The sequence below is a fragment of the Rhizobium sp. BK098 genome (assembly GCF_014193155.1).
Classification (GTDB): Bacteria; Pseudomonadota; Alphaproteobacteria; order Rhizobiales; family Rhizobiaceae; genus Rhizobium.
On the sequence record NZ_JACHYY010000003.1, the window covers coordinates 38,136 to 63,771 of the forward strand.

A 25,636-nucleotide genomic window follows, 5' to 3' on the forward strand; every position below is an offset into this window, starting at 1 on the left:
AAACCAACAAGGGGAACGAGCATGGATCAATTCAGCTTCACGGAAATCTGCCTGCATCAGCTGAAGATGTCGGGCGTCCACGAGGGCGAAAAACTTATCGTCCTGACACAGGGTAACGAGCGTCTGGACTATGCTGACGCCTTCATGGCGGCAGGCATGCGTCTCGGCGCCAAAATGTATCACATGCGTTTGCCGCCAGTGCCGCCGGCAGGTGCATGGGCGGTCGGCCAAACGGGCCTCGCCTCCATGCCGGAAGCGGTTGAGGCTCTCAAGGCCGCCGACATGCTGATCGACTGCATCTTCTTGCTCTTCAGCCCGGAGCAGATGGCGATCCAGGCAGCCGGGACGCGCATCCTGACCGCTGTCGAACCGCCGGAAGTTCTCGCCCGCATGCTGCCGACGAAGGAACTGCGTGAGCGCGTCGAGTTCGCCGGTGACCTGCTCTCCAAGGCGAAGGTCATGCGGATCACCTCGCCACACGGCACCGACGTCACCTATAAGCTCAATACCTATCCTGCCATCACCGAATATGCATGCACCGACGAGCCAGGCCGCTGGGACCACTGGCCGTCCGGCTTCGTCTTCACCGGCGGTGACGATGATGGCGTCGATGGCACAATCGTCGTTGCACCGGGCGATATCCTGCTGCCGCAGAACATCTACGTTCGCGACCCGATCACCTACACGATCGAAAAGGGCTGGATCACCGACATCAGAGGCGGGCTCGATGCCGATCTGGTCAAGTCCTACATGGAAGGCTTCAACGATCCGCGCGGTATGGGCATGAGCCATGTCGGCTGGGGTCTGAACCAGAACGCCAAGTGGCATCGCATGGTGCCGGGAGAATTCCCGGGCGGCATGGGCATGGAAGCTCGCTCCTTTTACGGCAACGTCATGTTCTCCACCGGTCCGAACAACGAGCTCGGCGGCCCGAACGACACTGCCTGCCATCTGGATATTCCGATGCGCGGTTGTTCACTGTTCCTCGATGATGAGCCGATGGTGCTCAATGGCAAAATCGCCGTGAAGGAAATGCAGGCAAAGTTCGACTGATAGAAGCGTCGGGTTTCCGGCATATTCGGTCAATCCCAACGTTCCGGTCGCGCGACCGGAACGGATGAGTTCGTGCGTCAATTCACTGGCGCCAAGGTGGCGAAGATCACCGCTTCGACTGTAATCCCAAATAAAAAGGAACGAGGGGTAACATGCAAACTCCAATCACCGTGGAACAGGGTCTTAGGGCGGCCGGCGTCGGCAGCTTCCAGAAGCGTCTGTTCATCATTTTCGGGCTTGTCTGGGCCGCTGATGCCATGCAGGTGTTGGCAATCGGCTTCACCGCACCTTCAATCGCCGCAAGCTTCGGCATCACCGTTCCACAGGCGCTCCAGACCGGTACGTTTTTCTTTCTCGGCATGCTCGTCGGCGCGTTCACTTTTGGTCGCCTTGCCGACCGGATCGGCCGTCGGCCGGTGTTGTTCATCGCAATCATTCTCGATGCGATCTGTGGTGTGGCATCGGCCTTTGCTCCTGATCTGCACTGGTTGCTCGTCGCGCGCTTCCTGACAGGTCTCGGTGTGGGTGGAACGCTTCCGGTTGACTACGCCATGATGGCTGAGTTTCTTCCGTCAGACCGACGCGGTCGCTGGCTCGTGCTGCTCGAAGGCTTCTGGGCTGTGGGAACTGTGGCACTGGCGCTTCTCGCACTGGTCGCCGGTTCGCAGGGCGGAGAGCCCTGGCGCACGATCTTCTTCGTGACCGGTCTGCCGGCGCTTGTCGGTGTTTTCCTGCGCTTTTATGTGCCGGAGTCACCACTCTATCTCAGCCAACAGGGAAAATCGGAAGAGGCACGCAAGGTTCTTCAGCGCGTCGCCGCCACCAACGGCAACGTCGTCGAGATCGCACCGCTGACGCCACAGGCGCCACAGCGCAAGTCGATTGCCGCGCTGCTGTCGCCGGAGCTTCGGCGTCGGACCATCTTCCTGATGCTGGCGTGGATGCTGATCTCGGTTTCCTACTATGGCGTGTTTGTCTACCTGCCGGTGCGGCTGGCAGGAGAAGGCTTCGGCTTCATGCGCGGTCAGTTGTTCCTCCTCGTGCTGGCGATCGCCCAGCTTCCGGGCTATGCGCTGGCAGCCTACGGCGTCGAGAAATGGGGCCGCAAGCCGACCCTGATCGGTTTCCTGATCCTGAGCGCCATCGGCACATTGGGTTATGGGCTGGGCCAGTCGGTCGAGATCGTCATTTCCGCAACGCTGCTGCTCAGCTTTGCGCTGCTCGGCACCTGGGGCGCGATCTACGCCTTCACGCCGGAAATCTATCCGACCACGCTTCGCGCCAGCGGTATGGGCTTGTCCGGGTCCGTCGCGCGTTTCGGGGGGCTTCTGGCGCCGTCGATTGTCGCGCCGGTCATGACCTCGAATTTTGGTCTGGCGCTCGGTGTCATCTCCGGTCTTCTGTTGCTTGCGGCAGCCAGCGTAGCCTTCATCAATGCTGAATCCAGAAACATGGCTCTCGAATAGAATAGCAGCCCCCGTGGTCGGGCCCTATGCCGTTCACGGGGATTCTCTCAGGAAGCGATTGCTCGTCCGCCTCTCCTCCATGTCACGCTGCGCTTCGGCCCGCTTGCGATTTGCTGGATTTTGGAGGATTAGAAGCGTCAATAGGAGCGGACGACGCGAGCATGACAGAAAATAGCGACTTCGGAGAAGCGGACCCGCGGGCGGGCTATCAGGTGACCGAGCAGGTTGGACATCTGTTGCGCAAGGCCTATCAGCGGCATCTTGCGATTTTCCAGGAAAATGCTAGCGATCCCGACCTGACCTCCGTGCAGTTTGTCACCCTTTGTACGCTCCACGACCGTGGCCCGAGTTCGCAGGCCGAGTTGGTGAAGGCAACCTCGGTCGATCAGGCAACTATTCGCGGCATCGTGGAGCGTCTCAAGGCGCGTGGTCTCATCAATCTCTCCAAGGATGCTGCCGATGGCCGCAAGGTTATCATCTCGCTGCTGGCGAAGGGTGAAGCTGTCCTGCGCTCCATGTATCCGAACGCGCATATCATCAGCGAAAAGACGATGGGACGGCTTAACCCTGCCGAACGGGTCGCGCTACTGTTCCTGTTGAAAAAGATCACGGAAGATGAACCGGGCGAGGGCTGAGATGCCGCAATGTCGTATCACCAACGCTTTCGACAAATATGCTCCACCAGCATCTCTCGTTACTGCAATCTGAGGGAGACCGGTAATTTCGTCGCTTTGCGCTTAATTGGGATCTTCCTCGATTTGGTCAGCTGCGTGTTAGCGCCACGACTGTGAGACTATCGAGACCAGACCGTAGCTCTGGAAGACCTTCGTGGTGCTCCTGTGATCCTGGCCTTCTATCCCGCCAACTGGAGTCCCGTCTGCGGCGATCAGATGGCCCTCGACAACGCCGCACACGTCGAGTTCTACGCCCATGGTGCACACCTCATCGACATCTCGGTGGATGGCGTGTAGTGCCATACGGTCGTCTCAAACAGGCAAAGCTCGACCTCACAGCCTACCCCCAGCCTTTTCCCGCTCCCGTTGACGTTCGTCCATTTGATTGGTCCGTGATCGGCGGGCCTCTTCCGAAGGCTCAGTCTCCGGACGAGACGGCCGGCAAGTCGCCAACGACAATCTCTCTCAGGCTTTGCCGGAGCGTTGCCACATTGGTCCCACCGTTCAGTCGTTCGAATTCTTGCTGCGCATCCCGCCAGAGAGGAGCCGCTCTCTCGTGCAGGCGTCGGCCTTCGTCCGTGAGTTCAATGATACGAACTCGACCGTCCGTGGGTGATGGCTTGATCGTGACGAAACCGTCGCGTTCCAGAAAGCCAACCATCTTTCCCATCGCCGTCCGCTCGATATCGAGCCGTTCCGCGAGAGCGTTGACGGTGGCACCGTCAGCTTCGTCGAGAGCCGCCAGGGTCAGGAACTGCGTGATACGCAGCCCGACGGGCTCAAGATGGGCATCGTAGAACCGCGTGATCTGTCGGCTCGCCTTTCTCATGGCGGAGCAATTGCATTGATCGATTCCAAGCGGTTGGTTCGCCGACAACATGTCGCTTTCCTTTCGAATCCTGCTTATTGTCCGCAGGCTATATGGCGCAAAGGCCAAGGCCTCCGCATCACATAGCCTGCGGCTTGGCGGTTTCTCCACCATTTTGGCGCTTAGAACAATCCTGCCGGCGGCGTGATATAACCGGGTACCTCGGCAGCGAGCGTGCTCTTCAGCAGTGCCGTTCCCTGGTCGGCCATGATCTCGCTCTTGCCGGCGGCGAGCGCTTCATAGGTTTGGCGCACCACATCTCCCGGGCTGGCTTTTGGCACATCGATGCCATTGGTCAGGTCGGTATCCACGAAACCCACATGCAGACCGAGAACTTGGATGCTACGATCCTGAAGGTGAAAGCGAAGCTGGTTCGTGAAGCTCCATGCCGCCGCCTTTGATGCAGCATAGGGTGTCAAAATAGGCCGCGGAAGCCACACGATATCGGATAGCACGTTGATGATGGCAGCACGCGGCTTGGCCGACAGGATCGGCTCGAAGGCCTGCGTGACGCGGACGACGCCATAATAGTTGGTATCGAACAGACGTCGCGACTGCTCTTCGACATCGTTTGCCAGAGGCCCGTCGATAAGAGCAGCGATGCCCGCGTTGTTGATCAGCAGATCGGTATCCGTCGCCAATTCTGCTGCCGCAGCGATTGATGCTTTATCCGTGACATCGATCCGGACGGGAATGATGTCCGGTTCGTCGAAGCCGTTCGTATTGCGCATGCCGGCATAGACCTTCTTTGCTCCGCGACGACGGGCTTCGCGTGCGAAGGCGAGGCCCAGGCCACGATTAGCTCCGGTAATGAAGACGGTGGCGTTGGTGACATCCATGACAAATTACCTCTCTAAAGCCACAGATCAGGGCATCCAATATCGATACCTGCCCGTGGGCGTTCGGTTTAAAGAAAAAGGTCTTCCGGCAATTGGCCGGACAGTGCCTCGCGAAGATTGGCGGCAAGAGATAACACAGCACCAAGCGGGCTCATCCGCACGCTGACACGTGGCACCGAACCATCCGAGTTGCGATCGACGACGACGGTGGCGTTCAGCCTTTCCCCGCTTGTCAGAACCGCCTCGTATTCAAGAAAGAGGCGCGCACCGACAGTCTCGAGAAACGTGGGATCCTGCGAAGCGTAGAAGGCCCCGACTGTGTTGACGGCCAGCTTGATCTCGTCGCGTCCGATGACGGGACCTCGCAGCACGGAGCTTGTCAGCTCCGCGTCCGCAGTCAGGTCGTCCAGAAACGGGTGACGCTCGCCTTGAATATTCGACATTGTTCAAGCTCCTTACCTCGACGGTGCTCACGCAAAGGCGGCACGATTGTTGGTGATGAATTGCTGGACCGAGAGTGCTGGCGTTCCGGTGATTTTCTCAACAGCATCGTTCGTGCCCGCAAAGATGCCATCACGATAGTTCTGGGCGACTTCGACCAGGTGCTGCACGAGGAAAGGCGGAAACTTGTAGAGATTTTCCATCTTGTCCTTGAACACGTCGATCGAAGTCGGCGCATAGTCGATCTGTGCGCCGAGCACTTCGCTCATGGCGGCGGCGATCTCGGTATGGTTCATCTCGATCGGTCCATGGAGGGGATAAATCTTGCCCTCATGCCCCCGCGGATTTGCCAAAAGATGCGCAATCACCCGCCCCTGATCATCGGTCGCGATCGGTGCGTGACGACCGTTGGCAAAGGGAAACTCGATCTTTTTCGTCGCCCATATCTCCTTTGCGAAATGCGGATAAACGAGCCAATCGGCAAAGAAGGTGGGACGAAGATGGGTCGTTGGCACGCCGGACCAGTCGAAGACCCGCTCGGAAATCCAATGGTCCTGCGCCGCGTGGCTCGCCGATTCGCGGCGCGCCGATATCTGCGACATGTTGACGATTGCTGTGACGCCCGCTTCCTTTGCGGCCTGTGCGAAATAGGCCGCGGCGCCGATGATGCCTGGCGCAATCGGATGCAGGAAATAGGCCGATCGGACGCCTTCCATGGCAGCGCGGATGTCATCGATGTCGGTGAAATCTCCGACAGCGATATCCACTCCCCGCTGCCTGAGGGCGGTTGCTCGCTCATCGTCCGAACGCACATAGGCGCGCACCGACTTGCCCATCTTAAGTAATTCATCGATTGCGGCACCGCCGGTCCGTCCGGTTGCTCCGCTTACAAGTACCTCAGCTTCACTCATAATCTCGCTCCTGTTCTTTATATAGGGGCATATGCTCCTATAAAGGCGAAAATAAGAGCATATACTCCTATCGTCAATAGGTAGCATTTGCATTTTTAAGAGAGACCGTTTTTGGAGCGACCGTGAACCGTCACTGAAGGCGTCGAATGACCGAGGTCGCGGGTTCCAATCCGTTTCCTAATCTTCATCTGAAAAATGGATTTGCAGGAACTTCTTTAGATGTGCGGTGGCGCATTATCGGCGCTTCTTTGAAGCCTTACGCCGTCGCAGCGATATAGGTGCGCCATCCGCCATAATGCGTGATATCCGTCGCGTCGGCGATGGCGGTGGCTTCGACCAGAAATCCCTTGGTCGACGTGCCATCCGATAAAAAAAGGGTGCCGATGCTGAGGGGTGAGGGGATGGTCGCAACGAATTGGCCGAACGCGGCCGGCGTCATTTGCCAGATTTCGACATCGATTTGACCGCCGGTCGCCTGTGGAACGCGGATAAGTCCCGGCTTTGCCGGCTTCTGCCCCGGCAAGACGTAAAGCCGATAGCAATCCGATGTTCGTGCTTTCCGCAGAAAGCGGCTGTCGAGGGCAAGGAGTTGTGCGTTCAGCGGCATGCCGGAGAGATGGGCGCCGACCACCGCGATATCGATCAGCCCGGCTTCGTCAACGCTGATCGTATCGTTCGGCTTCGGCTGCAGCCATCCGGTTGCGCCGAGCGTCAAGCCGCTGCTTGCGTGAATGTCACGAGCAAGCGAAGCCGTGAGGCCGTCGCGTCCCGACGATGTCAGCAGGGTCACGCTGGCTGGACGACCGTCGCTGCGTATGCCCGCTGGCACGGCGATGCCGCACATGTCGAGCAGATTGACGAAGTTGGTGTAAGTGCCGAGACGAGAATTTTCGCGGATCGGCTCGGCCTCGAGGTCGGCATGTGTGTAATGTGTCGGCGCCGTCGGTACACAAAAGAGATCGACCGATGCGATCAGCTGAGCAACCTTCTGTTTCAAGGCCTGCAGCGCATAGAGACCCTTGAAGGCGTCCGCGGCCGAAAGCTGCTTGGCGCCGCCATAGATCCCGCGGGTGACGGGATGGAAGCTCGCCTCCTTGGCGTCGAAGAAATCCTTGACCGCCGCATAGCGCTCCGCCACCCAGGCGCCTTCATAAAGCAGGTTTGCCACCCTGTAGAAATCGCCAAATGATACTTCCACCAGGCGATGGCCCAGTTTCGTCAACATAAGCAAGGCCTCGTCATAGGCAGCCTCCATGACGGCGTCACCGAAGAACAACCGGTCGGCCTTCGCCGGCACGCCGATGGTCAGGACCGGCGGTGCTTGCCTAAACCCATTGGCCGGAATGGTTTTCGAATAGGCGTCCTTGGCATCGTGACATGCGGCAACCTCGAATACCCGCCAGGCGTCGTCGACCGTCAGCGCGAAGATTGAAACACAATCCAGCGTGCGGCAGGCGGGAATAACGCCGCTTGTCGACAATGCGCCGAGGCTGGGTTTCATGCCGACGATATTGTTGAGGCCGGCTGGAATGCGACCCGATCCGGCAGTATCGGTGCCGAGCGCGAAGCTGACGATACCCTGCGCCGTCGCCACGGCTGAACCCGAGCTCGATCCGCCTGGCACCAAATCGGCATCCATGGCGTTGCGCGGAACGGGATACGGAGTGCGGACGCCGACGAGGCCAGTTGCGAATTGATCGAGATTCGTCTTACCGATTACCAGAGCACCGGCTTCTTTCAGCAGGCGAACAACGGTGGCATCTGTGTCGGGCATATAGGCGTAGTCGGGGCACGAAGCGGTCGTCGGCATGCCGGCGACGTCGATATTGTCCTTTACGGCAAAGGGAATGCCCCAAAGCGGTTTTGTCGCCGGGTCGAAGGCGCCTAGCGCTTCAGCTTCGACGAGCAGATCCCCTATGTCGACAAGATGGATGAAGATGCCGGGATCGTTCACCTCGGCAATGCGCGCAAACACCGTGCCGATCATGTCGGCGGCCGTCAGACCGTTCTGGTAGGCTGCGTGTAGGGAGGCGATGTCGAAAGCTGGTCCCGCTCTCATGTTGTTTTCTCTTCGAGTATTTTGACGGGTCGGTCCCATTGGATGAGCACGACGCAACCGGTATCACTCCAGACCGAATGTTCGGTGCCGGCAGCATTCACCACATAGCTGCCCCTGCCGTAGTCGCCAGCCTCGTCGGATTGGGTGCCCTCAAGCACCAGGATGGTTTCGAGCCCTTCGTGGCGATGGCGCGGCACCGAGGCTCCGGCCTCGTATTTCAGCAGTGCCACGCCGGGCTGGTCGCCTTCGAAGGGACGGATCCAGTGGATCGTCACGTCAGGTCGGAAGGGACCGAATTCCAGTTCTTTCCAGCCACCCGCCGTCAACAGTTCGCGAGTCGTTTCAGGCATGGTTGATGGCCTCCAGAATGTCATCGATATGCGCCGTCCAGCCGACGATAGCGCCCTGCGCTTGGATCATTGCGATGGCGGCAGACTTGAATTCGGGGAAATAGCTTTCGGTTGCCTCTTCGGCGAGGAGGCATTCATAGCCGCGGTCGTTGGCCTCGCGCATGGTGGTCTGGACGCAGACTTCAGTGGTGACACCGGCAAAGACAAGCTGCTTGATACCCTTACGCTTCAGGATGTCGCCGAGTCCGGTGGCGTAGAAGGCGCCCTTGCCGGGTTTTTCGATGACGATCTCGCCATCGATGGGTGCGAGCTCGGGAAGAATTGCCGTGCCAGGCTCGCCGGCAATCAGGATGCGGCCCATCGGTCCCTTGTCACCGATCCTGAGCGAAGGATTGCCGCGGTCGCGCTTGGCGGGCGGCAGGTCGGAAAGGTCAGGTCTGTGGCATTCCATCGTATGGATCACCGGCAGGCCGGCTGAACGGAAACCCGCGATCAGCCGCTTCACATCGGGGATGATCCTCGTGATGCGGCTGACATCATTGCCGAGGCTGGCGCCGAAGCCGCCGGGCTCGGCAAAATCACGCTGCATGTCGATGACGATCAATGCCACGGTCTCGCGTCGCAGCGGGAAAGGGAACGGTTGAGCCTTGACGTCGGTCATCAGTGATGTCCCGCCATGTGAGCGCCAATCACCGAGACATCGGCGGTCTGCGCCGGTGTTTCGTAGACGAGCTTGCCTTCGGAGATCACCATGATGCGATCCGACATTTCCAGAAGTTCGTCGAGATCCTCCGACAAAAGCAGCACGGCCGCCCCGGCGTTGCGGGCACGCATGATACGGGCGCGGATTTCGGCGACGGCAGAAAAATCGAGGCCGAAGCAGGGATTGGAGACGATCAACAGATCAACGTCGCCCGTCAGCTCCCGCGCCAACACGGCACGCTGAACATTGCCGCCAGAAAGGGCCGCGATCGGCGAAGAGGATGATGCTGTCTTCACCTTGAAGTCGGAAATCAGCGATGTCGCCCGCTTCTTCATCCGGCCCCTGTTTAGCCAGATCGCGTCAGTGCCGGTCTCCGTCAGGTCGAAGGTGCGGAAGGCGAGATTTTCGCTGACGGTCATGCGCGGCGCACAGGCATTTTGCAGGGGCTCTTCCGGAATGAAGCGGACGTTGTTCTTTCGTGTTTCGGGCCGCGTTGCACCGTAGATCTCGCCGTTGACGCTGATCGCTCCAGTCTCGGTCGGCCGCTGCCCGGCGAGAATTTCCGTGAGTTCTTTCTGGCCATTGCCGGAAATACCAGCGATGCCGACAATCTCGCCGGAACGCACCGTCAGCTTGTCGATCTCGATCGTCTTCAGGCCGGAACGGTCCGGAGCCTTGACCCGTTCGACTTGCAACACCGGTTTTGCTGTATCTGCGACGGGAATGCGAGTATCGAGTTCAGCGAGTTTGATGTCGCCGATCATCATCGCCGCCATATCCGCCGTTGAGAGTTCGCCGACCTTGCCGCCGCCGACAAGCTTGCCACGTCGCAGGATCGAGACCGCGTCGGCGAATTTCGTCACCTCATGGAATTTGTGGCTGATCATCAAAACGGTCAACTCGCCGCGTTCGGTCATGCCCCTCACCAGGCCGAGCATCTCATCTGCCTCCGCCGGCGTCAGCACCGAGGTTGGTTCGTCAAGTACGAGGAAGTTGCGGCCAAGATAAAGCTGCTTGACGATTTCGAGCTTCTGCTTTTCGCCGGCGGCAAGCTCGCTGACCCGCCGGTCGAGCGGGATCTTGAAGGGCATCCGCTCCATGAAGGCCGCAAGCGCCTTACGCTCTTTGGCCCAGTTGACGATGGCGGGTACTTCGGTGCGGCTGATGACGAGATTTTCCGCACCTGTGAGCGACGGCACCAACGTAAAATGCTGGTAAACCATACCAAGACCATAAGTAGCTGCGTCCTTCGGGGAGGCGACCGCCACCTCGCGACCGTCGACAGACAGGGAACCTGAGGTCTGGTGATAGAAGCCCATGATGCACTTGACGAGCGTCGATTTCCCCGCGCCGTTTTCACCGAGCAGCGCGTGGAAGGTACCTGCAGGAATACTTACGGATACGTGGTCGAGTGCTGTGAAGCTGCCAAAACGCATGGTCATGTCGAGCGTTTCGATGCCGACCGCCTTGCCGGCCTGTGGAAGAGGGGTATCGCGAATTATGCTCACCTCAATGCTCCTTTTCGACAATGATGGCGACGGGACCCCCGCCGGGAGGCCCTTGATGTTCGGCGCCGCCGGAGACGTAGAGATCCGTGATGCCGAAGAGGCCAGCGAGCACGCCGCCAACGAAGGCGCGCGCATGGCGCGTGCCTGAGATATCTGAATCGTCCAGCATCGTATGGCGCTTCCCACGAATCTTTCCGGTCGGATCCGGTTCGGCCTTGGCGAGAACGGCAGCGAGGCGGCTGTTGGCCGGCAGGCGTTCGTATGCCTCGCGCACCGCGGCTACATCGACGGCATCACACATTACCGCATGGTCGATCGCCAGCGGCCCCGACCATCGATCGCTCATGCCGAGCACGATGATTTCGTGATCCGTCAATTCAACGCCGGCCGAGGCAGAGGCGCGGCGCGAGAAGAGTTCATGGCTGTAACAGATGTCGGTGTCGCGGAGCGCTCTTTCGTCAACCTCGCCGAGCGCGACCGCCACGCCGAGCGCCGATGCGCCGCGCGACAGGCCCATCGATTTCAATGTGTCGCGGGTGGCGAGTGTCTTTCCCTCGGCTTCAGCCGCGCTGATGCGGCTGAGCGTGAGGAGCGGGCATTTGATCTGGACGAAATGGACATCGCTTGGGTCGTAGATGCCGGCGTCACGCATCGCCACACGCACAGCTTCAGCCACAAGCATAACCTGTTCGCGCCGTCCGAGATGTTGGGCTGGCAGCGAAGGCGTACGCGCAACCCCGATCGCCAGCGCGCGTTCGGCCGGCGCATCGACCACTTCTCGCGTAAACACCGTCCAGTGCGGCGAGAGTGCCCCCTCCGTCCCCCCGGACATGACGAGCGAGACGTCATCGGCGCCGTGCTGTCGAAAGAGCGTTTCGAAGCTGCGGGTAGCATAGCCGCGGCTGAAATCGTTAACGCAGCCATTGCCCTCGGTCTTGCCGAGTATCGCTACGACATTCTTGGCCGCCAGGCCGTCGGCAAAAAGCGCTTCGACCCCGGAGGTATCGTCCGGTCCTTGCGCAGAGACACGATAGACATGGGCGCGTAGTGAAGGCATCAGGGCAATGCCTCGATCAAGGCCTTGGAATTGGAAACCGAGCCGAAGACGCCGCCCTGCATCTTCACCATCTTGATGGCGGCAAGGTGATTTCCGTAATCGGTCGCGCCACAGCAATCTTCGAGCAACAGGCACTCAAAGCCGCGATCATTCGCCTCGCGCATGGTGGTGTGAACGCAGACGTCGGTCGTGATGCCGGTGAGAATGATGTTCTCGATGCGCTTCTGGTTCAGGATCAGCTCCAGATCTGTGGCACAGAAGGAACCCTTGCCGGGTTTGTCGATGATCGTCTCGCCGTCTATCGGTTTCAGTTCCTCGATGATGTCCCAGCCGGGCTCGCCGCGCACGAGGATGCGGCCACAGGGGCCGGGGTCGCCGATGCCCGCATTGATGCGCTGCGAGCGCCAGCGCTTATTGGCAGGCAGGTCGGCAAGATCGGGGCGATGACCCTCGCGGGTATGAATGATATGATAGCCCTTGGCGCGCATGGCGGCCAAAACCCGTTTGATCGGCTCGATCGGTGCGCGTACCAGCGATAGATCATAGCCCATGTGATCGACATAGCCGCCAGGCCCGCAGAAATCCGTCTGCATGTCGATAATGATGAGCGCTGTGTTGTCCGGTCCGAGGGCACCATTATAGGGCCACTTATAGGGATCGGCATCGATATAGCTCAGTTTCTGACCGATGGCTGCGGCTGCGAGACTGTTCATGGCTGATCTTCCTATTTGGTGAGCGAAAGCGCGCCGGGAGCGCCGCTAAGCGCACGGGTGGGCGAGGAGGTGATGATCATGATGACGAGCGTCAGCACGTACGGAGCGGCGTAAAAGAGATAATATCCCTGCGTCACGCCGACGGATTGCAAAGCTGGGCCGAGCGCACCGGCACCGCCGAAGAGAAGTGCGGCAACGAAGCAGCCGATCGGGTTCCAGCGCGCAAAGATCACCAGCGCCACGGCCATCAGGCCCTGTCCAGAGGAGATGCGCTCATTCCAGGAGCCTGGATAGTAGAGCGATAGATAGGCGCCGCCGATTGCAGCCAGCGAACCGCCGACAGCGGTTGCAAGAAGCCGGACACGATCGGGGTCGATGCCCATGGCGCGCGCCGCGTCCGTACTGTCGCCCACGACGCGCAGCATGAGGCCGATCCTGGTGTTCCTGAATGCCCACCAGAGGACGAGGGCGAGAGCTGCACCGAGAATAAAAAGGATGTTGATGTTCAACGCTGCCTGTACCGGCTGCAGGTTTGACCAGAAACCGAAGGGGATCGCCGGCAGGTGCGGCGCGACAGGCTGGATGAAGGACTTGCCGAGAAAGAAAGCGAGGCCGAGGCCGAATTGCATCATGGCGATGCCGATGGCGATGTCGTTGACCTTCGGCCATTTGCAGATCCAGCCGTGTACAGCGCCGAAGATCGCCCCGGTTGCCATCGCGCCGAGCACGCCGAGCCAGGCCGAACCGCTCATCACGGCGACCGCATAGGCCGTCATGGCGCCGAATACGAGCGTGCCTTCAAGGCCGAGATTGATGCGGCCGGAACGCTCGGTGATCGTCTCGCCGAGGCTGACGAAGATGAAGGGCGTCGAGACGCGGATCGCGCCGGCCAGAATGGCAAGGGGCACGCCCCAGAGACCGATTGCGGTATCGTCCATCATGCGCTCCTTTTCCAAAGGTCGGGATTGAAGATCTTGAAGCGGCCGTAGAAGGTTTCGCCAAAAAGGATGACGATGAAGAGCGTGCCCTGCAGCACGAGCACGGTCGCGTCGGGCAGGCCCATGCGGCGCTGGATCAGGCCGCCGGATGCGTCGATGCCGCCGAGAAGGATGGCGACCGGGATGATCGCAAGCGGATTGTGACGCGCCAGGAAAGCGACAAGGATGCCGGTATAACCATAGCCGGCGGCAAGCGAAGCATTGGCACTGCCCTGGACCGCGGCGACCTCGATCATGCCGGCAAGGCCGGCGAAGCTGCCGGCAATTGCCGTGAAACCGGCAATTAGCCGCCCCACGGGCAAGCCCTGAATCTGCGCGGCTCGAACATTGCCGCCCGCGATGCGAGCGGCGAAGCCGTAACTGGTCATCTCGAGCAATATCCACGAGAAAACACAGGCGATAATGCCGATGACGAGGCCCCAATGCACGTCCATGCCTGGAATATTGCCGAGCATATAGTCGTGTGGTAGTGGCTTGGTGGAGGGCTTGTTGAGGCTTGCCGGATCGCGCAGCGGTCCTTCGACGAATTGGTTCATCAAGGCGATGGCTATATAGGCGAGCAGCAGTGAGGAGATGGTTTCGTTGACGCCGCGATAATGGCGAAGGAAGCCGGCAAGACCGATCCAAATGCCGCCGATCGTCATGGCGGCAAGCGCCATGAGGACAAGAACGATGATCGGCGACAACAGGCCGATGATCGGCAATGTGATCGCTGCGGCCGCCACACCGCCGAGGACGACGGCGCCTTCGCCACCGATGATGACGAGACCGAGTCTTGCCGGCAGCGCAACGCAAAGCGCAGTGAGTAGCAGGGGGGAGGCGCGGCTCAAGCTGTTCTGGATGGAAAACCAGCTGCCGAAGCCGCCGGCATACATGAAGCGAAAGAGGTCGGCCGGCGATTTGCCGACCGCCAGGATGAAGAGGGAGAACAGTGCGAGGCCGACCAGGATTGCGCCAAGCGTGATCACCACAGGCTCGGCCCGTCGCGCGAGCCATTCGAGGGCCGGGCGCAGCTGCGCCCGCCTTTGCTGAACGATCGACAATACGGGCTCGTTGACTTCAACCGTCATGACGGTTCTCCCTCGATAATCAGGCCGTGGAGCCGACAACGCCTTCGACGAGATAGTTCATGCTTTCGAGTTCGATTGCGTCCTCGGCGAAGCTCTTGTCCGCGGTGATGACGACATTGCCCTTGTTGTCCTTGATCGGGCCTTTGAAGACCGAGAATTTTCCCGCCATCATCTCGGCGAGCGTCGCCTCGAATTTCTTGCGGGATTCATCCGAAACGCCGGGGCCGAGCGGGCTCATCTTGACGAAGCCATCTTTCAGGCCGCCGCGAACGAAATTGCCGAGCTTTCCGCCGGCCTGCGCCTTCTTGACGAAATCGGAGTACACATTCCCCCAGGCCCACTCCGCGCCAGTCAGATACTTCGCCGGTGCAAGGGGGCTCTGGTTGGCGTGATAGCCACAGACAAAGGCACCGCGGCCGGCGGCGGTTTCGACGACAACCTTCGGGCTGTCGACATGGCAGGTGATGACATCCGCCCCCTGGTCGATCAGCGCGTTGGTCGCTTCGGCCTCCTTGACAGCCAGTGACCATTCGCCCGTGAAGATCACCTGGCAGGTGATGGCCGGATCGACGGAGCGCGCGCCGAGCAGAAAGGCGTTGATGTTTTGCAAAACCTGCGGGATCGGCTTGGCTGCAACAAAGCCGATCTTCTTGCTCTTCGTGGCATAACCGGCGGTCACGCCGTTCAGATATTGACCCTGAAAAATGTAACCGAAATAGGAGCCGGTATTGACCGGGTTCTTGTCGGCCTGCCAGAGACCGCCGCAGTGGCGGAACTGGATGTTGGGATATTTGGCGGCCATGGCCAGCATATGCGGGTCGAAATAACCGAATGACGTCGGGAAGATCAGCGTGGCGCCGTCAAGATTGATCATCGATTCCATCGTCTTTTGAACGTCGACGGTTTCAGGGACGTTTTCCTCTTCGACTACGGTGACGCCAGGAAGCGCCTTGACGACGGCAGCGCCTTCGGCATGGGCTTGGTTGTAGCCATAATCATCTTTTGGGCCGACATAGATGAAGCCGACGGTGAGGGCGGTTTGGGCGTAGGCGCGAGATGACAGAAGGCCCGGCGCCACACTGGTGACTGCACCTGCAGCCGAAGCCTGGAGAAAGTTGCGGCGAGTCATGTGAAGGAGTCTGGTCATGGGAATGCTCCTTGGGGCTGGCGCCCGGTTCGTAAAAAGGATCACATGAAAGTGTATGCAATCATCATGCCAGATATTAAGTAGATGATATCATTGTATTAAATTCTAATAGAAATCTTGATCGCAAAAAGTGTATGCAGATTCTATTGAAATAATGCCCTGAAATAAGCAATGCACTTTTTTTAATCTTCATTTTGCGAGGAGCGCCGCAACGACCAATTCGACAGAGATTTTCTGTTAAAAAATATCATTGAAAAACAACTAATTAAATTGACAATTGACTTTGGTTCGTTCGTGCATACATCTGTATGCAAGATGTTGAGGATTCGCCTATTTCTGTGAAGCAGATCAAGCGTAGGGAAGTTGTGAGGCCGGGAACGACCGTCGAACAGATGGTGCGGGCTGTGGCCGATATGATTGTGACGGGAGCGCTCCTGCCGGGCGAGAAGCTTGACGAAATAACGCTGGCGGCCCGCTTCGAGGTATCACGGACCCCGGTTCGCGAAGCCTTACGCGAACTTGGCGCGATGGGGCTTGTCGGCCGTGAACCGAACCGCAGTGCTGTTGTGACGAATGTTAGTGGTGCCTATCTGCATTCGATGTTTGAGGCAATGGCGGAGCTTGAAGCCATTTGCGCGCGCTTATCGGCGGAACGAATGACCGTCGATGAACGTCGCACCCTCGAGCGCCAACATCACGCTTCCGCGCGGCTGGTGCGTGCCGGCGCCGAGGAAGATTATGCCACATACAATGTCGAGTTTCACAATCAGCTCTATCGTGGCGCGCATAACGACCATATCCTCGAGCTTGTGACGCAAACGCGCGCCCGGCTTGCCCCCTTCCGTCGCGCACAATTCCGCCTTCCCGGACGCCTTGCCAAGTCCTTCGATGAGCACGATATCATCGTCACCGCAATCATGCGCGCAGACGCCCAGGCTGCCAGACAGGCGGCCTATTCGCATGTCGCCATTGTCAGCGATGCCAGCGTTGCTTTTGTCGAACATCGTTAGCGATTTGAAGTCTAGGTGACCGCCAGCCCATAGGGGTCACAGGACATAACGGCGAGTGCGTCATTATCGATGCGGGAACGCCTCATCCATCATGGTCAGAAGCGATCGCGAAGCCGGGACGTGATATCGTCCGGCTTGCCGAAGCCGACAGGCTAGCCCACCTTTTTCCCGCTCCCGATGCAATAGGGCGCAGAAGAAGGATTGCGGCTTTTACCTATGCAGTTTTGAGAGACATCATGGCAAATCGGACGGACTGGAGAAAAAATATTCCATATAGGCTCGTTGGTGGGTATTTCCGTCTTTGCCTATAAAATTTGTGGTCTTTATCTTTCGTGTCATTGAACCCGAGAGGATGCCATGAGAATTCATATTGCAGGTCTTTTTTCAGCAATTCTACTTGCAGCGACGGGGGTTGCACAGGCCGAGACAATCAAGGTGGGCGTTGTGCCGGGCGTTTATGCCGACTCCATCGAGGCAGTGATCCCTGAGGCTAAGGCCAAGGGCTTGGATATCCAGGTTGTCGAATTCAGTGATTGGACGACGCCAAACATCGCGCTTCAATCCGGCGATATCGATGTCAACTATTTCCAGCATCAGCCGTTCCTGAACAATGCGATCAAAGAACGGGGCTATGAGTTTGTCAGCGCAGGCATCGGCGTTCTCGCCAATATCGGTATCTATTCTTTGAAGTACAAGAATTTTGCCGATGTGCCGCAAAACGGAAAGGTTGCGATCGCCAATGATCCCGTCAATCAAGGTCGTGGGCTGCTCCTGCTGCAAAAGGCTGGGCTTATCAAGCTCAAGGATGGCGTGGGCTTCAAGGGCACGCTCGACGATATCGTCGACAACCCTAAGGAGCTGACCTTCAACGAGGTCGAGGGTCCGCAGCTTGCGCGCGTGACCGGTGATGTCGACTTGGCTCAGGGCTATCCGCACTTCATCGTTGCATCCAAGGCCTTCGATCCGAGTTCGGGCCTTATCTATTCCGGTGTGGACGACAAGCAATTTGCGATCATTTTTGCAGTACAAAAACAAAAGGTAAATGATGCCGGGATTAAGGAGCTCGTGGCGCTTTATCAGAATTCGCCGGCCGTACGGGCAGCAATCAGCAAAGCATTCGCCAATGATCAGAAGCTTTATACGCTCCCATGGCTGAATTGATCGAGCGGACAAGGCAGGATCCGGAACACAAGACGGCGGCGAGCGGCGGCACCTTGCAGCACGTCGCCGCTGTCGGTCAGCCGCTGTCAGGCTCTCCGATAGGGTCGGTAGCTTTTGACGGTGTCGAGAAGATTTATTCGTCGGCGGCTGGTCCGGTCCATGCCCTCAAGAACATCAGCCTCGATGTGCCGGCGGGTGCGATCTACGGTATCATCGGGCGAAGCGGGGCCGGAAAATCCAGCTTGCTGCGGACTATAAATCGCCTGGAGAAGCCGACCGGCGGAAAGGTCTTGGTAGACGGACAAGACATTTCGGTGCTCGATGAGGATGCGCTGGTCGCGTTGCGACGACGCATCGGCATGATTTTCCAGCACTTCAATCTTCTCTCAGCCAAGACTGTCTGGGGCAATGTCGCTTTGCCATTGATCGTTGCAGGCGTGCCGCGCCGGCAGATCGAAGAAAGAGTGGCCGAAGTCCTGTCGCTGGTGGGATTGGAGGGCAAGGAGAGCACCTATCCCTCGCGTCTCTCTGGTGGTCAGAAGCAGCGCGTGGGCATTGCGCGCGCACTTGTTCATAGGCCGGAAATCCTCCTTTGCGATGAGGCGACATCGGCGCTCGATCCGGAGACGACGCTTTCCATCCTGGGGCTGCTCAAGGACATCAATCGCCGTCTCAAGCTGACCATCATTCTCATCACTCATGAAATGAGCGTCATCCGCGAGATCTGCGACCACGTGCTTGTTCTCGATCAGGGTGAGATTGCCGAAGCCGGGCCGGTCTGGCGCATTTTCGGCAATCCGCAGCATTCTGCCACGCAGGCGCTCTTGCGACCCCTCAACCGCGAAATCCCGGAGGATATAGCCAAGCATCTGCGATCTTCGCCGCGCAACGAGCATTCGCAGGCTATCTGGGAACTGGTCTATACTGGTGAGGGTGGCTTGGAACCCGACCTTTCTAGAATAGCCAGCGCGACCGGCGCTTCCGTGCGGTTGCTGCAGAGCTCGCTCGACCGCATTGAGGGTCGCGTTCACGGCCGGCTGTTGATTGCAGTACGCCGGACGGGGAGCAATCCGACGGTCCCCTTGCAATTTGCCGATCTTGCTCATCAAGTCAGGGTATTGGGTTATGTCGACCATGATGTATGAACGCCTGTGGCAGGCGTTTCTCGATACGATTGCGATGGTCGGTGCTTCTGCTCTCATCGCATTTATCGCCGGCATTCCTCTTGCCGTCTTCCTGATGCTTTCGGCGTCTGGCGGCCTCATCCATGCGCCGCGGTTGCATGGCATTCTCGCCGCAATCATCAACGGCTTTCGGGCCACGCCGTTCATCGTTCTCCTGGTGGCGTTGTTGCCATTGACGCGATGGCTCACCGGAACGACGATTGGTGTGTGGGCCGCCGTCGTGCCGCTTTCCATCAGCGCTACGCCGTTTTTTGCGCGCATTGCCGAAGTCAGCCTCCGCGAGGTCGACGGCGGGTTGATCGAAGCTGCCCAGGCGATCGGCTGCCGACGCTGGCACATCGTGCGCCATGTGCTCCTGCCAGAAGCGCTTCCGGGCATCGTCGGCGGCTTTACCATCACCATCGTCAGCATGATCGGCGCCTCGGCCATGGCAGGCGCGGTGGGCGCCGGCGGTCTCGGAGATATGGCGATCCGCTATGGCTATCAGCGCTTCGATACCACCGTCATGGCAGTTGTCATCGTCGTGCTCATTGCCATGGTCTGTTTGGTGCAGTTTGCGGGCGACCATGCCGTGCGGCGCCTGCGAGCGCGCTAATATCAGCGACAATATCAGGAGTAGCTCCATGACTGAACCTGATGCCGTGCCGGCTGCGTCCGGCTCGAAAGAAGAAAGCACCATAAGGCGCCCCTTGCCACCGCGTACTCCACATCTGATCTGCTCGGATGCCGAGGCGCTGGAGATTGCCCACGGCTTCGCGGTTCGTTTCGCGGCGGGTGCGGCAGAACGGGACCGCGTTCGTCGCCTTCCTTGGGATGAGGTGGAGGAATATACCGCAAGCGGCCTCGGTGGCATCACAGTGCCGAAGGAATTCGGCGGCGCCGACGTCTCCTGCGTAACGCTTGCCAAGGTCTTCGAAATCCTTTGCGCAGCCGACCCTGCACTCGGTCAGATTCCGCAGAACCAGTTCGGCGTGCTGGCGCTGCTGCGCGATGTGGGGTCGCCACAGCAGAAAGCCCGTATCTACGGCGATATCCTTGCCGGTTATCGCATCGGCAATGCAGGGCCTGAGCGTGGCCAGAAGGCGATCAACCACAGCTCAACTCGCCTGGCGCGCGGGGCAGATGGATTAAGATTGACCGGGCGGCGCTTTTATTCCACTGGCTCCATTTTCGCTCATTGGATTCCGACGCGCGCCGTCGACGATGACGGGCGTGCGATCCAGGTCTGGGCTGCCTATGACGCGCCGGGCGTGCGCGTCATCGACGACTGGTCTTCTTTCGGCCAGCGTACGACGGCCAGCGGCTCGGTGGAATTTACAGACGTACCGATAGATGAAGCTTTGGTTTTCCCAGTCTGGTCCTATGCGGACAGACCCGGTATCTCCGGTCCCGTCTCGCAGCTCATTCAGGCGGCGATCGATTCCGGCATAGCGGCGGCCGCGATTGCCGATGCCGTGACCTTTGTCCGCGATCACGCAAGACCTTGGATGGATTCCGGCCTGCAGTCGGCCAGCGAGGATCCGACGATCCTGCATGAAATCGGTGACCTCCATGTGGATTTGCACGCAGCGCAAGCACTTCTTTATGAAGCGGGTGCCGTTATCGACGAGGTGGCAAAGGCGCCTGTCGGCGAAGCGGAGAGCGCCAGAGCCTCTGCCGCCGTTGCCGAAGCCAAGATATTGACGACGGAAGTCGCGCTGAAGGCGGCTGAAAAGCTCTTCGATGTCGCGGGATCCGCGGCGACGCGGGCCGCCCACAATCTGGATCGGCATTGGCGAAATGCGCGCGTGCATACGCTTCACGACCCCGTACGCTGGAAATATCATTTGCTCGGTAATTATCAGCTCAACGGCATATTCCCGGCCCGCCATCAATGGAACTAGCGAGGAAAACCGTGACTGATACCGACTTTCGCATCCCCGTCGAACCCGCACCGCCGCCGCTGCGGCGACCCGATCTCATCTCCGACGACGAGCAGGCGATCGCGGTGGCAACCGTCCTGGCGGCAGAATTTGCCGTCGGTAGCGCGGAACGGGACAGGGGTCGCATCCTGCCATGGCGTGAACTGGAGCGTTTCAGCGAAACTGGTTTGTGGGGCATTACCGTGCCGCGCGAATTCGGCGGTGCAGGCGTGTCGACGCACACGCTGGCTCAGGTGATCGCCATCATCGGTGCCGCGGATGGATCGCTGTCGCAGATTCCTCAAAACCACTTTTACGCGCTTGAAGTCTTGCGTGTCGGAGCCTCGGTCAAGCAACAACGCTTCTTTTTCGAGCGCGCACTGGCGGGCGAACGTTTTGGCAATGCGCTGGCGGAAATCGGCCAGCGCGATTTCAAGCGACGTACCCGGCTTTTTCGCGAGCAGGGAAAGTGGATAGTTCACGGGCAAAAATTTTACTGCACAGGCGCCATTTACGCGCACTGGATTCCGACCCTTGTCGTTGCTGAGGAGGACGCAAGGGACGTCGCTTATCTCGCCTTCATCCCACGAAATGCACCCGGTGTGACGATCGTCGACGATTGGGACGGCTTCGGGCAGCGGGTTACCGGAAGTGGCTCGGTCGGATTCGATCAGGTGGAGATCGATCCGGAATGGATCGTCCCCTTTCAGTCTTCCTTCGAACGCCCGACGACGATCGGTCCGGTCGCTCAAATCATGCATGCGGCCATCGATCTTGGCATAGGGCAGGGTGCCTATCGGGAAATGTTGCAGTTCATCCGCGAACGGGCCCGGCCCTGGCTGGATTCAAAGGTCGAACGTGCCTCGGAAGATCCCTTGACGCTGCAAAACGTCGGGAATGTCTGGCTGCGGCTGCGGGCTGCGGAAGGCTTGCTGAAGCAAGCCGCAGACGCAACGGATGCGGCTCGTGCTGATATGACGGAGGACAGCGTTGCCCACGCCTCGATCGCCGTTGCGGAAGCGAAGATATTGACGACCAAGGCAAGCCTGCTTGCCGCCAACAAGCTGTTCGAGCTGTCTGGCACCTCATCGACGCTTTCGGATGACAACTTCGATCGCTATTGGCGTAATGCCCGCACCCATACGCTGCATGACCCGGTGCGCTGGAAATATCAGGCCATCGGCAACTATTATCTCAATGGCAAACGGCCACCGCGCCACGGCGCGATCTGAAATCGGAATAGCTGAAGATGGCGACCAGGAAAAAACAGATATTGCTCAATGCGTTCAACATGAACAGCGTCGGGCACATCAATCATGGGCTATGGGCGCATCCGAGGGATCAGTCGCATCGCTACAAGACACTCGACTACTGGACCTCGCTTGCCGCCACGCTGGAACGCGGGCTGTTCGACGGTATCTTTCTTGCCGACATCTTGGGCGTCTACGACGTCTACCAGCGCTCCGCCGATTTGACGCTTCGTGAATCCATTCAGTTGCCGGTCAACGATCCTCTCCTGCTCGTCTCCGCGATGGCGGCCGTGACCCGGAACCTTGGATTTGGTATCACCGTCAATGCCAGTGCTGACGCGCCGTATATTTTCGCCAGACGGATCTCGACCCTGGATCATCTGACCGATGGCCGCGTCGGCTGGAACATCGTGACGGGCTATCTCGACAGCGCGGCGCGCGGCCTGGGTCTTGACAACCAGATCGAGCATGACACCCGCTATGATCGCGCCGATGACTATCTCGACCTGCTCTACAAGCTGTGGGAGGGAAGCTGGGAGGATGATGCGGTCCTGACCGACAAGGAAAGGCGTATCTATGCCGATCCATCAAAGGTACACGTGATCGACCATCAAGGGCCGTTTTACCGCTCGCAGGCCTATCACCTGGCCGAACCGTCGCCCCAGCGCACGCCGGTTCTTTATCAGGCCGGAACGTCCGGCCGTGGGAAGCAGTTTGCAGCGCGACATGCTGAATGCGTCTTCATCGCAGCCCCTGACAAGAACTCCGCTCGCGCGGCCTCCCGTTCGTTGCGCGAGGCAGTGGTGGCGGCGGGCAGAAAGCCAGAGGACATAAAGATCTTCCTCGGTATCACCGTCATAACCGATCGCTCCGTCTCGGCGGCACGAGACAAGCACGCAGAGTATCTGCGCTACGCCAATCCGGAGGCGGGGCTTGCGCATTTTTCGGCCAGCACGGGCATCGATTTTTCCAGGTACGATCTCGATGAGACCATCATCTACGGCAAATCCAATGCGAGCCAATCGGCAACGCAGATTGCTCAACAACGCGGCTGGACAAAGCGACAGTTGCTGCAGGAGCTCGCCATGGGTGGGCGTTACCCGGTCGTCGTCGGCGATGCCACGGAGGTTGCCGATGAGCTTTCGTCATGGATGGATGAAGGCGAAATCGATGGGTTCAATCTTACCCGCACCGTCGTGCCGGAGAGCTTTGAGGACTTTATCGACATTGTGGTGCCGGCGCTTCAGGAGCGCGACCTCTACAAAACCGCTTATGAACAGGGCTCGCTTCGCAGAAAGCTTTTTGGTGAAGGTGACAGATTGCCGGATCGCCATATAGGGGCATCCTTTCGCCGTCCATGATCAGCCAGATCGGGCACGAGCAAACGCTGAACGCATGTTGAGGTCGGTACCGTCAACGAAAGGGCGTGATTGCTCCTTTAATCAGCAGCTTACGTCGCCGGTATGGCCGGATCGATATTCTGGTGAACAACTCGGGTGTCTACGAGTTCGGTCCGCGGGAAACGGTCACCGAAGCGCAGTTCCACAAGATGTTCGACATTAGCGTGCTTTGTCTACTCCTGGGTCACGCAGGCGGCTGCGGACTGGCCTTCCCCTGGCGATGACATCGAAGCTCTCGTGATCAGCCAGGCGACCGGTCATGAGAACAAGATCCTGGTGATGACTGTGCGAAGACGCAGGGGGCGTCAGGGTGTGAATGCCTTCGAGGTGAACAGTGTTGCCAGGCGCGACAACTCCGGCCCGAGAACGCGATCGTCATCGACCGGAGGCACGACGCCGCGCACCTCCGAAACGAAATCATGCAATGCAGCCGGCGCCTGACGGCCGGTAACGTGAAGTGCCTGCGAAGCGATCACGGCAAGGCTCGCCAGGCAGGCGTCCAGGCAGCGGCCCGCTCGTTCTTCCTTGGCCCAGGCCAGGAAGGCGGTAGCGGCGACATCGTCCTGACCTGATCCTGCCGATTCCGTGCCGGGTATGAAGGTCCGCTGTGCGGCGAGTTTCGCCTGTTCGAGATATCCGGTTGTCGCCATCGGCACGTAGCCGAGGCTGCCGTGGCCATCGCTGTCGCTCGGATGACGGCCGACCATTAGCATGTCGGGCAGATGCGACACCGCGCCGTTCAGGAGCTTGGAGCCATGGCGGTCACACAGGAGGCAGATGTCGGCCCAGATGGCGGCAAGATCATCCAGCGCCGGCGCGGCCATCGCGTTATGATAGCCACCCGTGCTGATGCACCGGCCGAGCGGATGCTCCTCGTCGGGCGGAATGTAGACTGGGTTGTCCGAGGCCGAGGCAAGCGACAGATTTGCCGCGCGCTCGGCGGCGGAGACGGCGCGATGGGCATGGCCCAGCACGCGAGGCACGATGCGATAGCTCACCGGAGCCTGATAGTTGCGGCGATCGCTGCCGGCGCCCGCGAGAAGCGTGCGCAATGCGCGGAGGGCGGCTGCTTCATGTTCGTCGCCCCAGAGCTGCTCTAGCGCTGCGTCATAATGCTCCATAGGCGCGCGGAACGCCTCGATCGACAGGGCGAAGACCTGTTCCACAAGATGAAGACGCCGCCGCGCTGCCAGTGCGGCATCCGCCAGAAGGGCCGCCGCGCAGGGCGAGCCGTTGATGAGGGATCCTCTTTCCTTGACTTCGAGGTCGAAGCGAGCCGTCAGCTCGGCAAACAGTGGATAGAGCGCAAGAATTTCCCCGGCGCCGCCTTGGCCTGACGATGCGACCGTCGGCAACGGAGAGCCATCGAGCATGTCGGCGACCGCCAGCGCGATACGTGGGGTGGTCGCAGCGTTGCCCTCGATGAAATTAGCAAGACGGGCAAACACCATCGCCCTGACGACACGTTCGGGATAGGGATCGCCGAAGGATGTCGCGGCGGCAAAGGCCTTGATCCGGGCGTGGCGGTCGCGCTCGTCCCGGGAAAGACGCGTGCTTGCCAGCTCTCCCATCGCCGTCGTGACACCGTAGATCATGATCGTCGGATCATTGTCGATCAGCAGCAGGAATGCTTCACGGCAACGGGCAATCTCGGCGATGGCCGCGTCGGAGATCTTCACATTCTCCCCCTGCCAGGCGACGCGAAGAACGGACTGGAGATTGATATCTGCCCTTTTCGTCAAAGTGACTGTCATGTTCGTTCCTTGAGGTAGGCGGGAATTGCATGGTGCTTGAGCGCGAATTGTTCATCGCTCACCGGGGGCGTCAAGCGGCGACAGGCACCTTCGGCGCTTGTTACGGCGCTATTCGCTGC

At 59.4% G+C, this 25,636-nt stretch carries 25 protein-coding genes and 1 pseudogene; 12 read left to right on the forward strand and 14 right to left on the reverse strand.

The features are described 5' to 3' along the window. Nucleotides 1–21 precede the first annotated feature (21 nt). From FHT73_RS09495 to FHT73_RS09510, 4 genes and pseudogenes are all read left to right on the forward strand, one after another. Nucleotides 22–1,053, forward strand: a complete 1,032-nt coding sequence (locus tag FHT73_RS09495; RefSeq protein WP_112336068.1) for a leucyl aminopeptidase — start codon at nucleotides 22–24, stop codon at nucleotides 1,051–1,053. 152 nt (nucleotides 1,054–1,205) lie between these two features. Next, complete coding sequence (locus FHT73_RS09500) at nucleotides 1,206–2,519, forward strand: MFS transporter (protein ID WP_112608357.1); 1,314 nt, start codon at nucleotides 1,206–1,208, stop codon at nucleotides 2,517–2,519. A 161-nt stretch (nucleotides 2,520–2,680) separates the two neighbouring features. After that, on the forward strand, nucleotides 2,681–3,154 hold the full coding sequence (locus FHT73_RS09505; RefSeq protein ID WP_183711175.1) for a MarR family winged helix-turn-helix transcriptional regulator: 474 nt from the start codon (nucleotides 2,681–2,683) through the stop codon (nucleotides 3,152–3,154). Between the two features lie 177 nt (nucleotides 3,155–3,331). After that, nucleotides 3,332–3,490 (forward strand): annotated as a pseudogene (locus FHT73_RS09510) (redoxin domain-containing protein); the annotation flags it as partial. Between the two features lie 121 nt (nucleotides 3,491–3,611). Here the strand turns inward: FHT73_RS09510 and FHT73_RS09515 are convergent. The 13 genes from FHT73_RS09515 to FHT73_RS09575 form a co-directional block, all read right to left on the reverse strand. Beyond that, on the reverse strand, nucleotides 3,612–4,073 hold the full coding sequence (locus tag FHT73_RS09515) for a MarR family transcriptional regulator (protein WP_112608363.1): 462 nt from the start codon (nucleotides 4,071–4,073) through the stop codon (nucleotides 3,612–3,614). Between the two features lie 110 nt (nucleotides 4,074–4,183). After that, nucleotides 4,184–4,900: an SDR family oxidoreductase gene (locus FHT73_RS09520; RefSeq protein ID WP_183711177.1), complete on the reverse strand. Its 717-nt coding sequence runs from the start codon at nucleotides 4,898–4,900 to the stop codon at nucleotides 4,184–4,186. A 68-nt stretch (nucleotides 4,901–4,968) separates the two neighbouring features. Beyond that, nucleotides 4,969–5,343 (reverse strand): hypothetical protein, encoded by a 375-nt coding sequence (locus FHT73_RS09525; protein ID WP_183711179.1) that lies wholly within the window; start codon nucleotides 5,341–5,343, stop codon nucleotides 4,969–4,971. 27 nt (nucleotides 5,344–5,370) lie between these two features. Further along, nucleotides 5,371–6,252 carry an NmrA family NAD(P)-binding protein gene (locus tag FHT73_RS09530; RefSeq protein WP_183711187.1) on the reverse strand — a complete coding sequence of 294 codons (882 nt, stop codon included), beginning with the start codon at nucleotides 6,250–6,252 and terminating at the stop codon, nucleotides 5,371–5,373. Nucleotides 6,253–6,508: 256 nt separating this feature from the next. After that, nucleotides 6,509–8,311 carry an allophanate hydrolase gene (gene atzF, locus FHT73_RS09535; protein WP_183711193.1) on the reverse strand — a complete coding sequence of 601 codons (1,803 nt, stop codon included), beginning with the start codon at nucleotides 8,309–8,311 and terminating at the stop codon, nucleotides 6,509–6,511. Further along, complete coding sequence (locus tag FHT73_RS09540) at nucleotides 8,308–8,661, reverse strand: cupin domain-containing protein (protein ID WP_112410222.1); 354 nt, start codon at nucleotides 8,659–8,661, stop codon at nucleotides 8,308–8,310. The genes atzF and FHT73_RS09540 overlap by 4 nt, the downstream gene beginning before the upstream one ends. Next, entirely contained in the window at nucleotides 8,654–9,322 is a 669-nt protein-coding gene (locus FHT73_RS09545; protein WP_112608373.1) for an isochorismatase family cysteine hydrolase, read from the reverse strand. Before FHT73_RS09545 ends, FHT73_RS09540 begins: the two co-directional genes overlap by 8 nt. Beyond that, nucleotides 9,322–10,872: an ABC transporter ATP-binding protein gene (locus tag FHT73_RS09550; protein WP_183711195.1), complete on the reverse strand. Its 1,551-nt coding sequence runs from the start codon at nucleotides 10,870–10,872 to the stop codon at nucleotides 9,322–9,324. Before FHT73_RS09550 ends, FHT73_RS09545 begins: the two co-directional genes overlap by 1 nt. Nucleotide 10,873: 1 nt before the next feature. Then, the gene (locus FHT73_RS09555) at nucleotides 10,874–11,929 is read right to left on the reverse strand and encodes a ring-opening amidohydrolase (protein ID WP_183711197.1); all 1,056 of its coding nucleotides are present in this window, start codon (nucleotides 11,927–11,929) and stop codon (nucleotides 10,874–10,876) included. Continuing rightward, nucleotides 11,929–12,642 (reverse strand): isochorismatase family cysteine hydrolase, encoded by a 714-nt coding sequence (locus tag FHT73_RS09560; RefSeq protein ID WP_183711199.1) that lies wholly within the window; start codon nucleotides 12,640–12,642, stop codon nucleotides 11,929–11,931. The genes FHT73_RS09555 and FHT73_RS09560 overlap by 1 nt, the downstream gene beginning before the upstream one ends. 11 nt (nucleotides 12,643–12,653) lie before the next feature. Continuing rightward, complete coding sequence (locus tag FHT73_RS09565; RefSeq protein WP_112398939.1) at nucleotides 12,654–13,580, reverse strand: ABC transporter permease; 927 nt, start codon at nucleotides 13,578–13,580, stop codon at nucleotides 12,654–12,656. Then, a complete protein-coding gene (locus tag FHT73_RS09570; RefSeq protein WP_183711201.1) occupies nucleotides 13,580–14,710 on the reverse strand; it encodes an ABC transporter permease in 1,131 nt (376 codons plus the stop codon). The genes FHT73_RS09565 and FHT73_RS09570 overlap by 1 nt, the downstream gene beginning before the upstream one ends. Before the next feature lie 19 nt (nucleotides 14,711–14,729). Then, nucleotides 14,730–15,857, reverse strand: coding sequence for a BMP family ABC transporter substrate-binding protein (locus tag FHT73_RS09575; protein ID WP_183711202.1), 1,128 nt, complete (start codon nucleotides 15,855–15,857; stop codon nucleotides 14,730–14,732). Nucleotides 15,858–16,195: 338 nt separating this feature from the next. On the opposite strand from FHT73_RS09575, the gene FHT73_RS09580 reads away from it, so the two are divergent. From FHT73_RS09580 to FHT73_RS09615, 8 genes are all read left to right on the forward strand, one after another. After that, nucleotides 16,196–16,867, forward strand: coding sequence for a GntR family transcriptional regulator (locus tag FHT73_RS09580; RefSeq protein WP_015343694.1), 672 nt, complete (start codon nucleotides 16,196–16,198; stop codon nucleotides 16,865–16,867). A 357-nt stretch (nucleotides 16,868–17,224) separates the two neighbouring features. Next, nucleotides 17,225–18,028, forward strand: coding sequence for a MetQ/NlpA family ABC transporter substrate-binding protein (locus FHT73_RS09585; RefSeq protein WP_183711207.1), 804 nt, complete (start codon nucleotides 17,225–17,227; stop codon nucleotides 18,026–18,028). Further along, nucleotides 18,016–19,173 (forward strand): ATP-binding cassette domain-containing protein, encoded by a 1,158-nt coding sequence (locus tag FHT73_RS09590; RefSeq protein WP_112415677.1) that lies wholly within the window; start codon nucleotides 18,016–18,018, stop codon nucleotides 19,171–19,173. The genes FHT73_RS09585 and FHT73_RS09590 overlap by 13 nt, the downstream gene beginning before the upstream one ends. Further along, nucleotides 19,154–19,807 (forward strand): methionine ABC transporter permease, encoded by a 654-nt coding sequence (locus tag FHT73_RS09595; RefSeq protein ID WP_183711209.1) that lies wholly within the window; start codon nucleotides 19,154–19,156, stop codon nucleotides 19,805–19,807. The genes FHT73_RS09590 and FHT73_RS09595 overlap by 20 nt, the downstream gene beginning before the upstream one ends. Before the next feature lie 28 nt (nucleotides 19,808–19,835). Next, entirely contained in the window at nucleotides 19,836–21,095 is a 1,260-nt protein-coding gene (locus FHT73_RS09600; RefSeq protein WP_183711211.1) for an SfnB family sulfur acquisition oxidoreductase, read from the forward strand. Between the two features lie 11 nt (nucleotides 21,096–21,106). After that, nucleotides 21,107–22,345 carry an SfnB family sulfur acquisition oxidoreductase gene (locus tag FHT73_RS09605; RefSeq protein ID WP_183711213.1) on the forward strand — a complete coding sequence of 413 codons (1,239 nt, stop codon included), beginning with the start codon at nucleotides 21,107–21,109 and terminating at the stop codon, nucleotides 22,343–22,345. Nucleotides 22,346–22,362: 17 nt separating this feature from the next. Next, nucleotides 22,363–23,724, forward strand: a complete 1,362-nt coding sequence (locus FHT73_RS09610) for an LLM class flavin-dependent oxidoreductase (RefSeq protein WP_183711215.1) — start codon at nucleotides 22,363–22,365, stop codon at nucleotides 23,722–23,724. 65 nt (nucleotides 23,725–23,789) lie between these two features. Then, entirely contained in the window at nucleotides 23,790–23,987 is a 198-nt protein-coding gene (locus tag FHT73_RS09615; protein WP_348648133.1) for an SDR family NAD(P)-dependent oxidoreductase, read from the forward strand. 81 nt (nucleotides 23,988–24,068) lie between these two features. Here the strand turns inward: FHT73_RS09615 and FHT73_RS09620 are convergent, their stop codons facing one another. Beyond that, on the reverse strand, nucleotides 24,069–25,517 hold the full coding sequence (locus FHT73_RS09620; protein WP_183711217.1) for an aromatic amino acid lyase: 1,449 nt from the start codon (nucleotides 25,515–25,517) through the stop codon (nucleotides 24,069–24,071). Nucleotides 25,518–25,636: the final 119 nt, after the last annotated feature.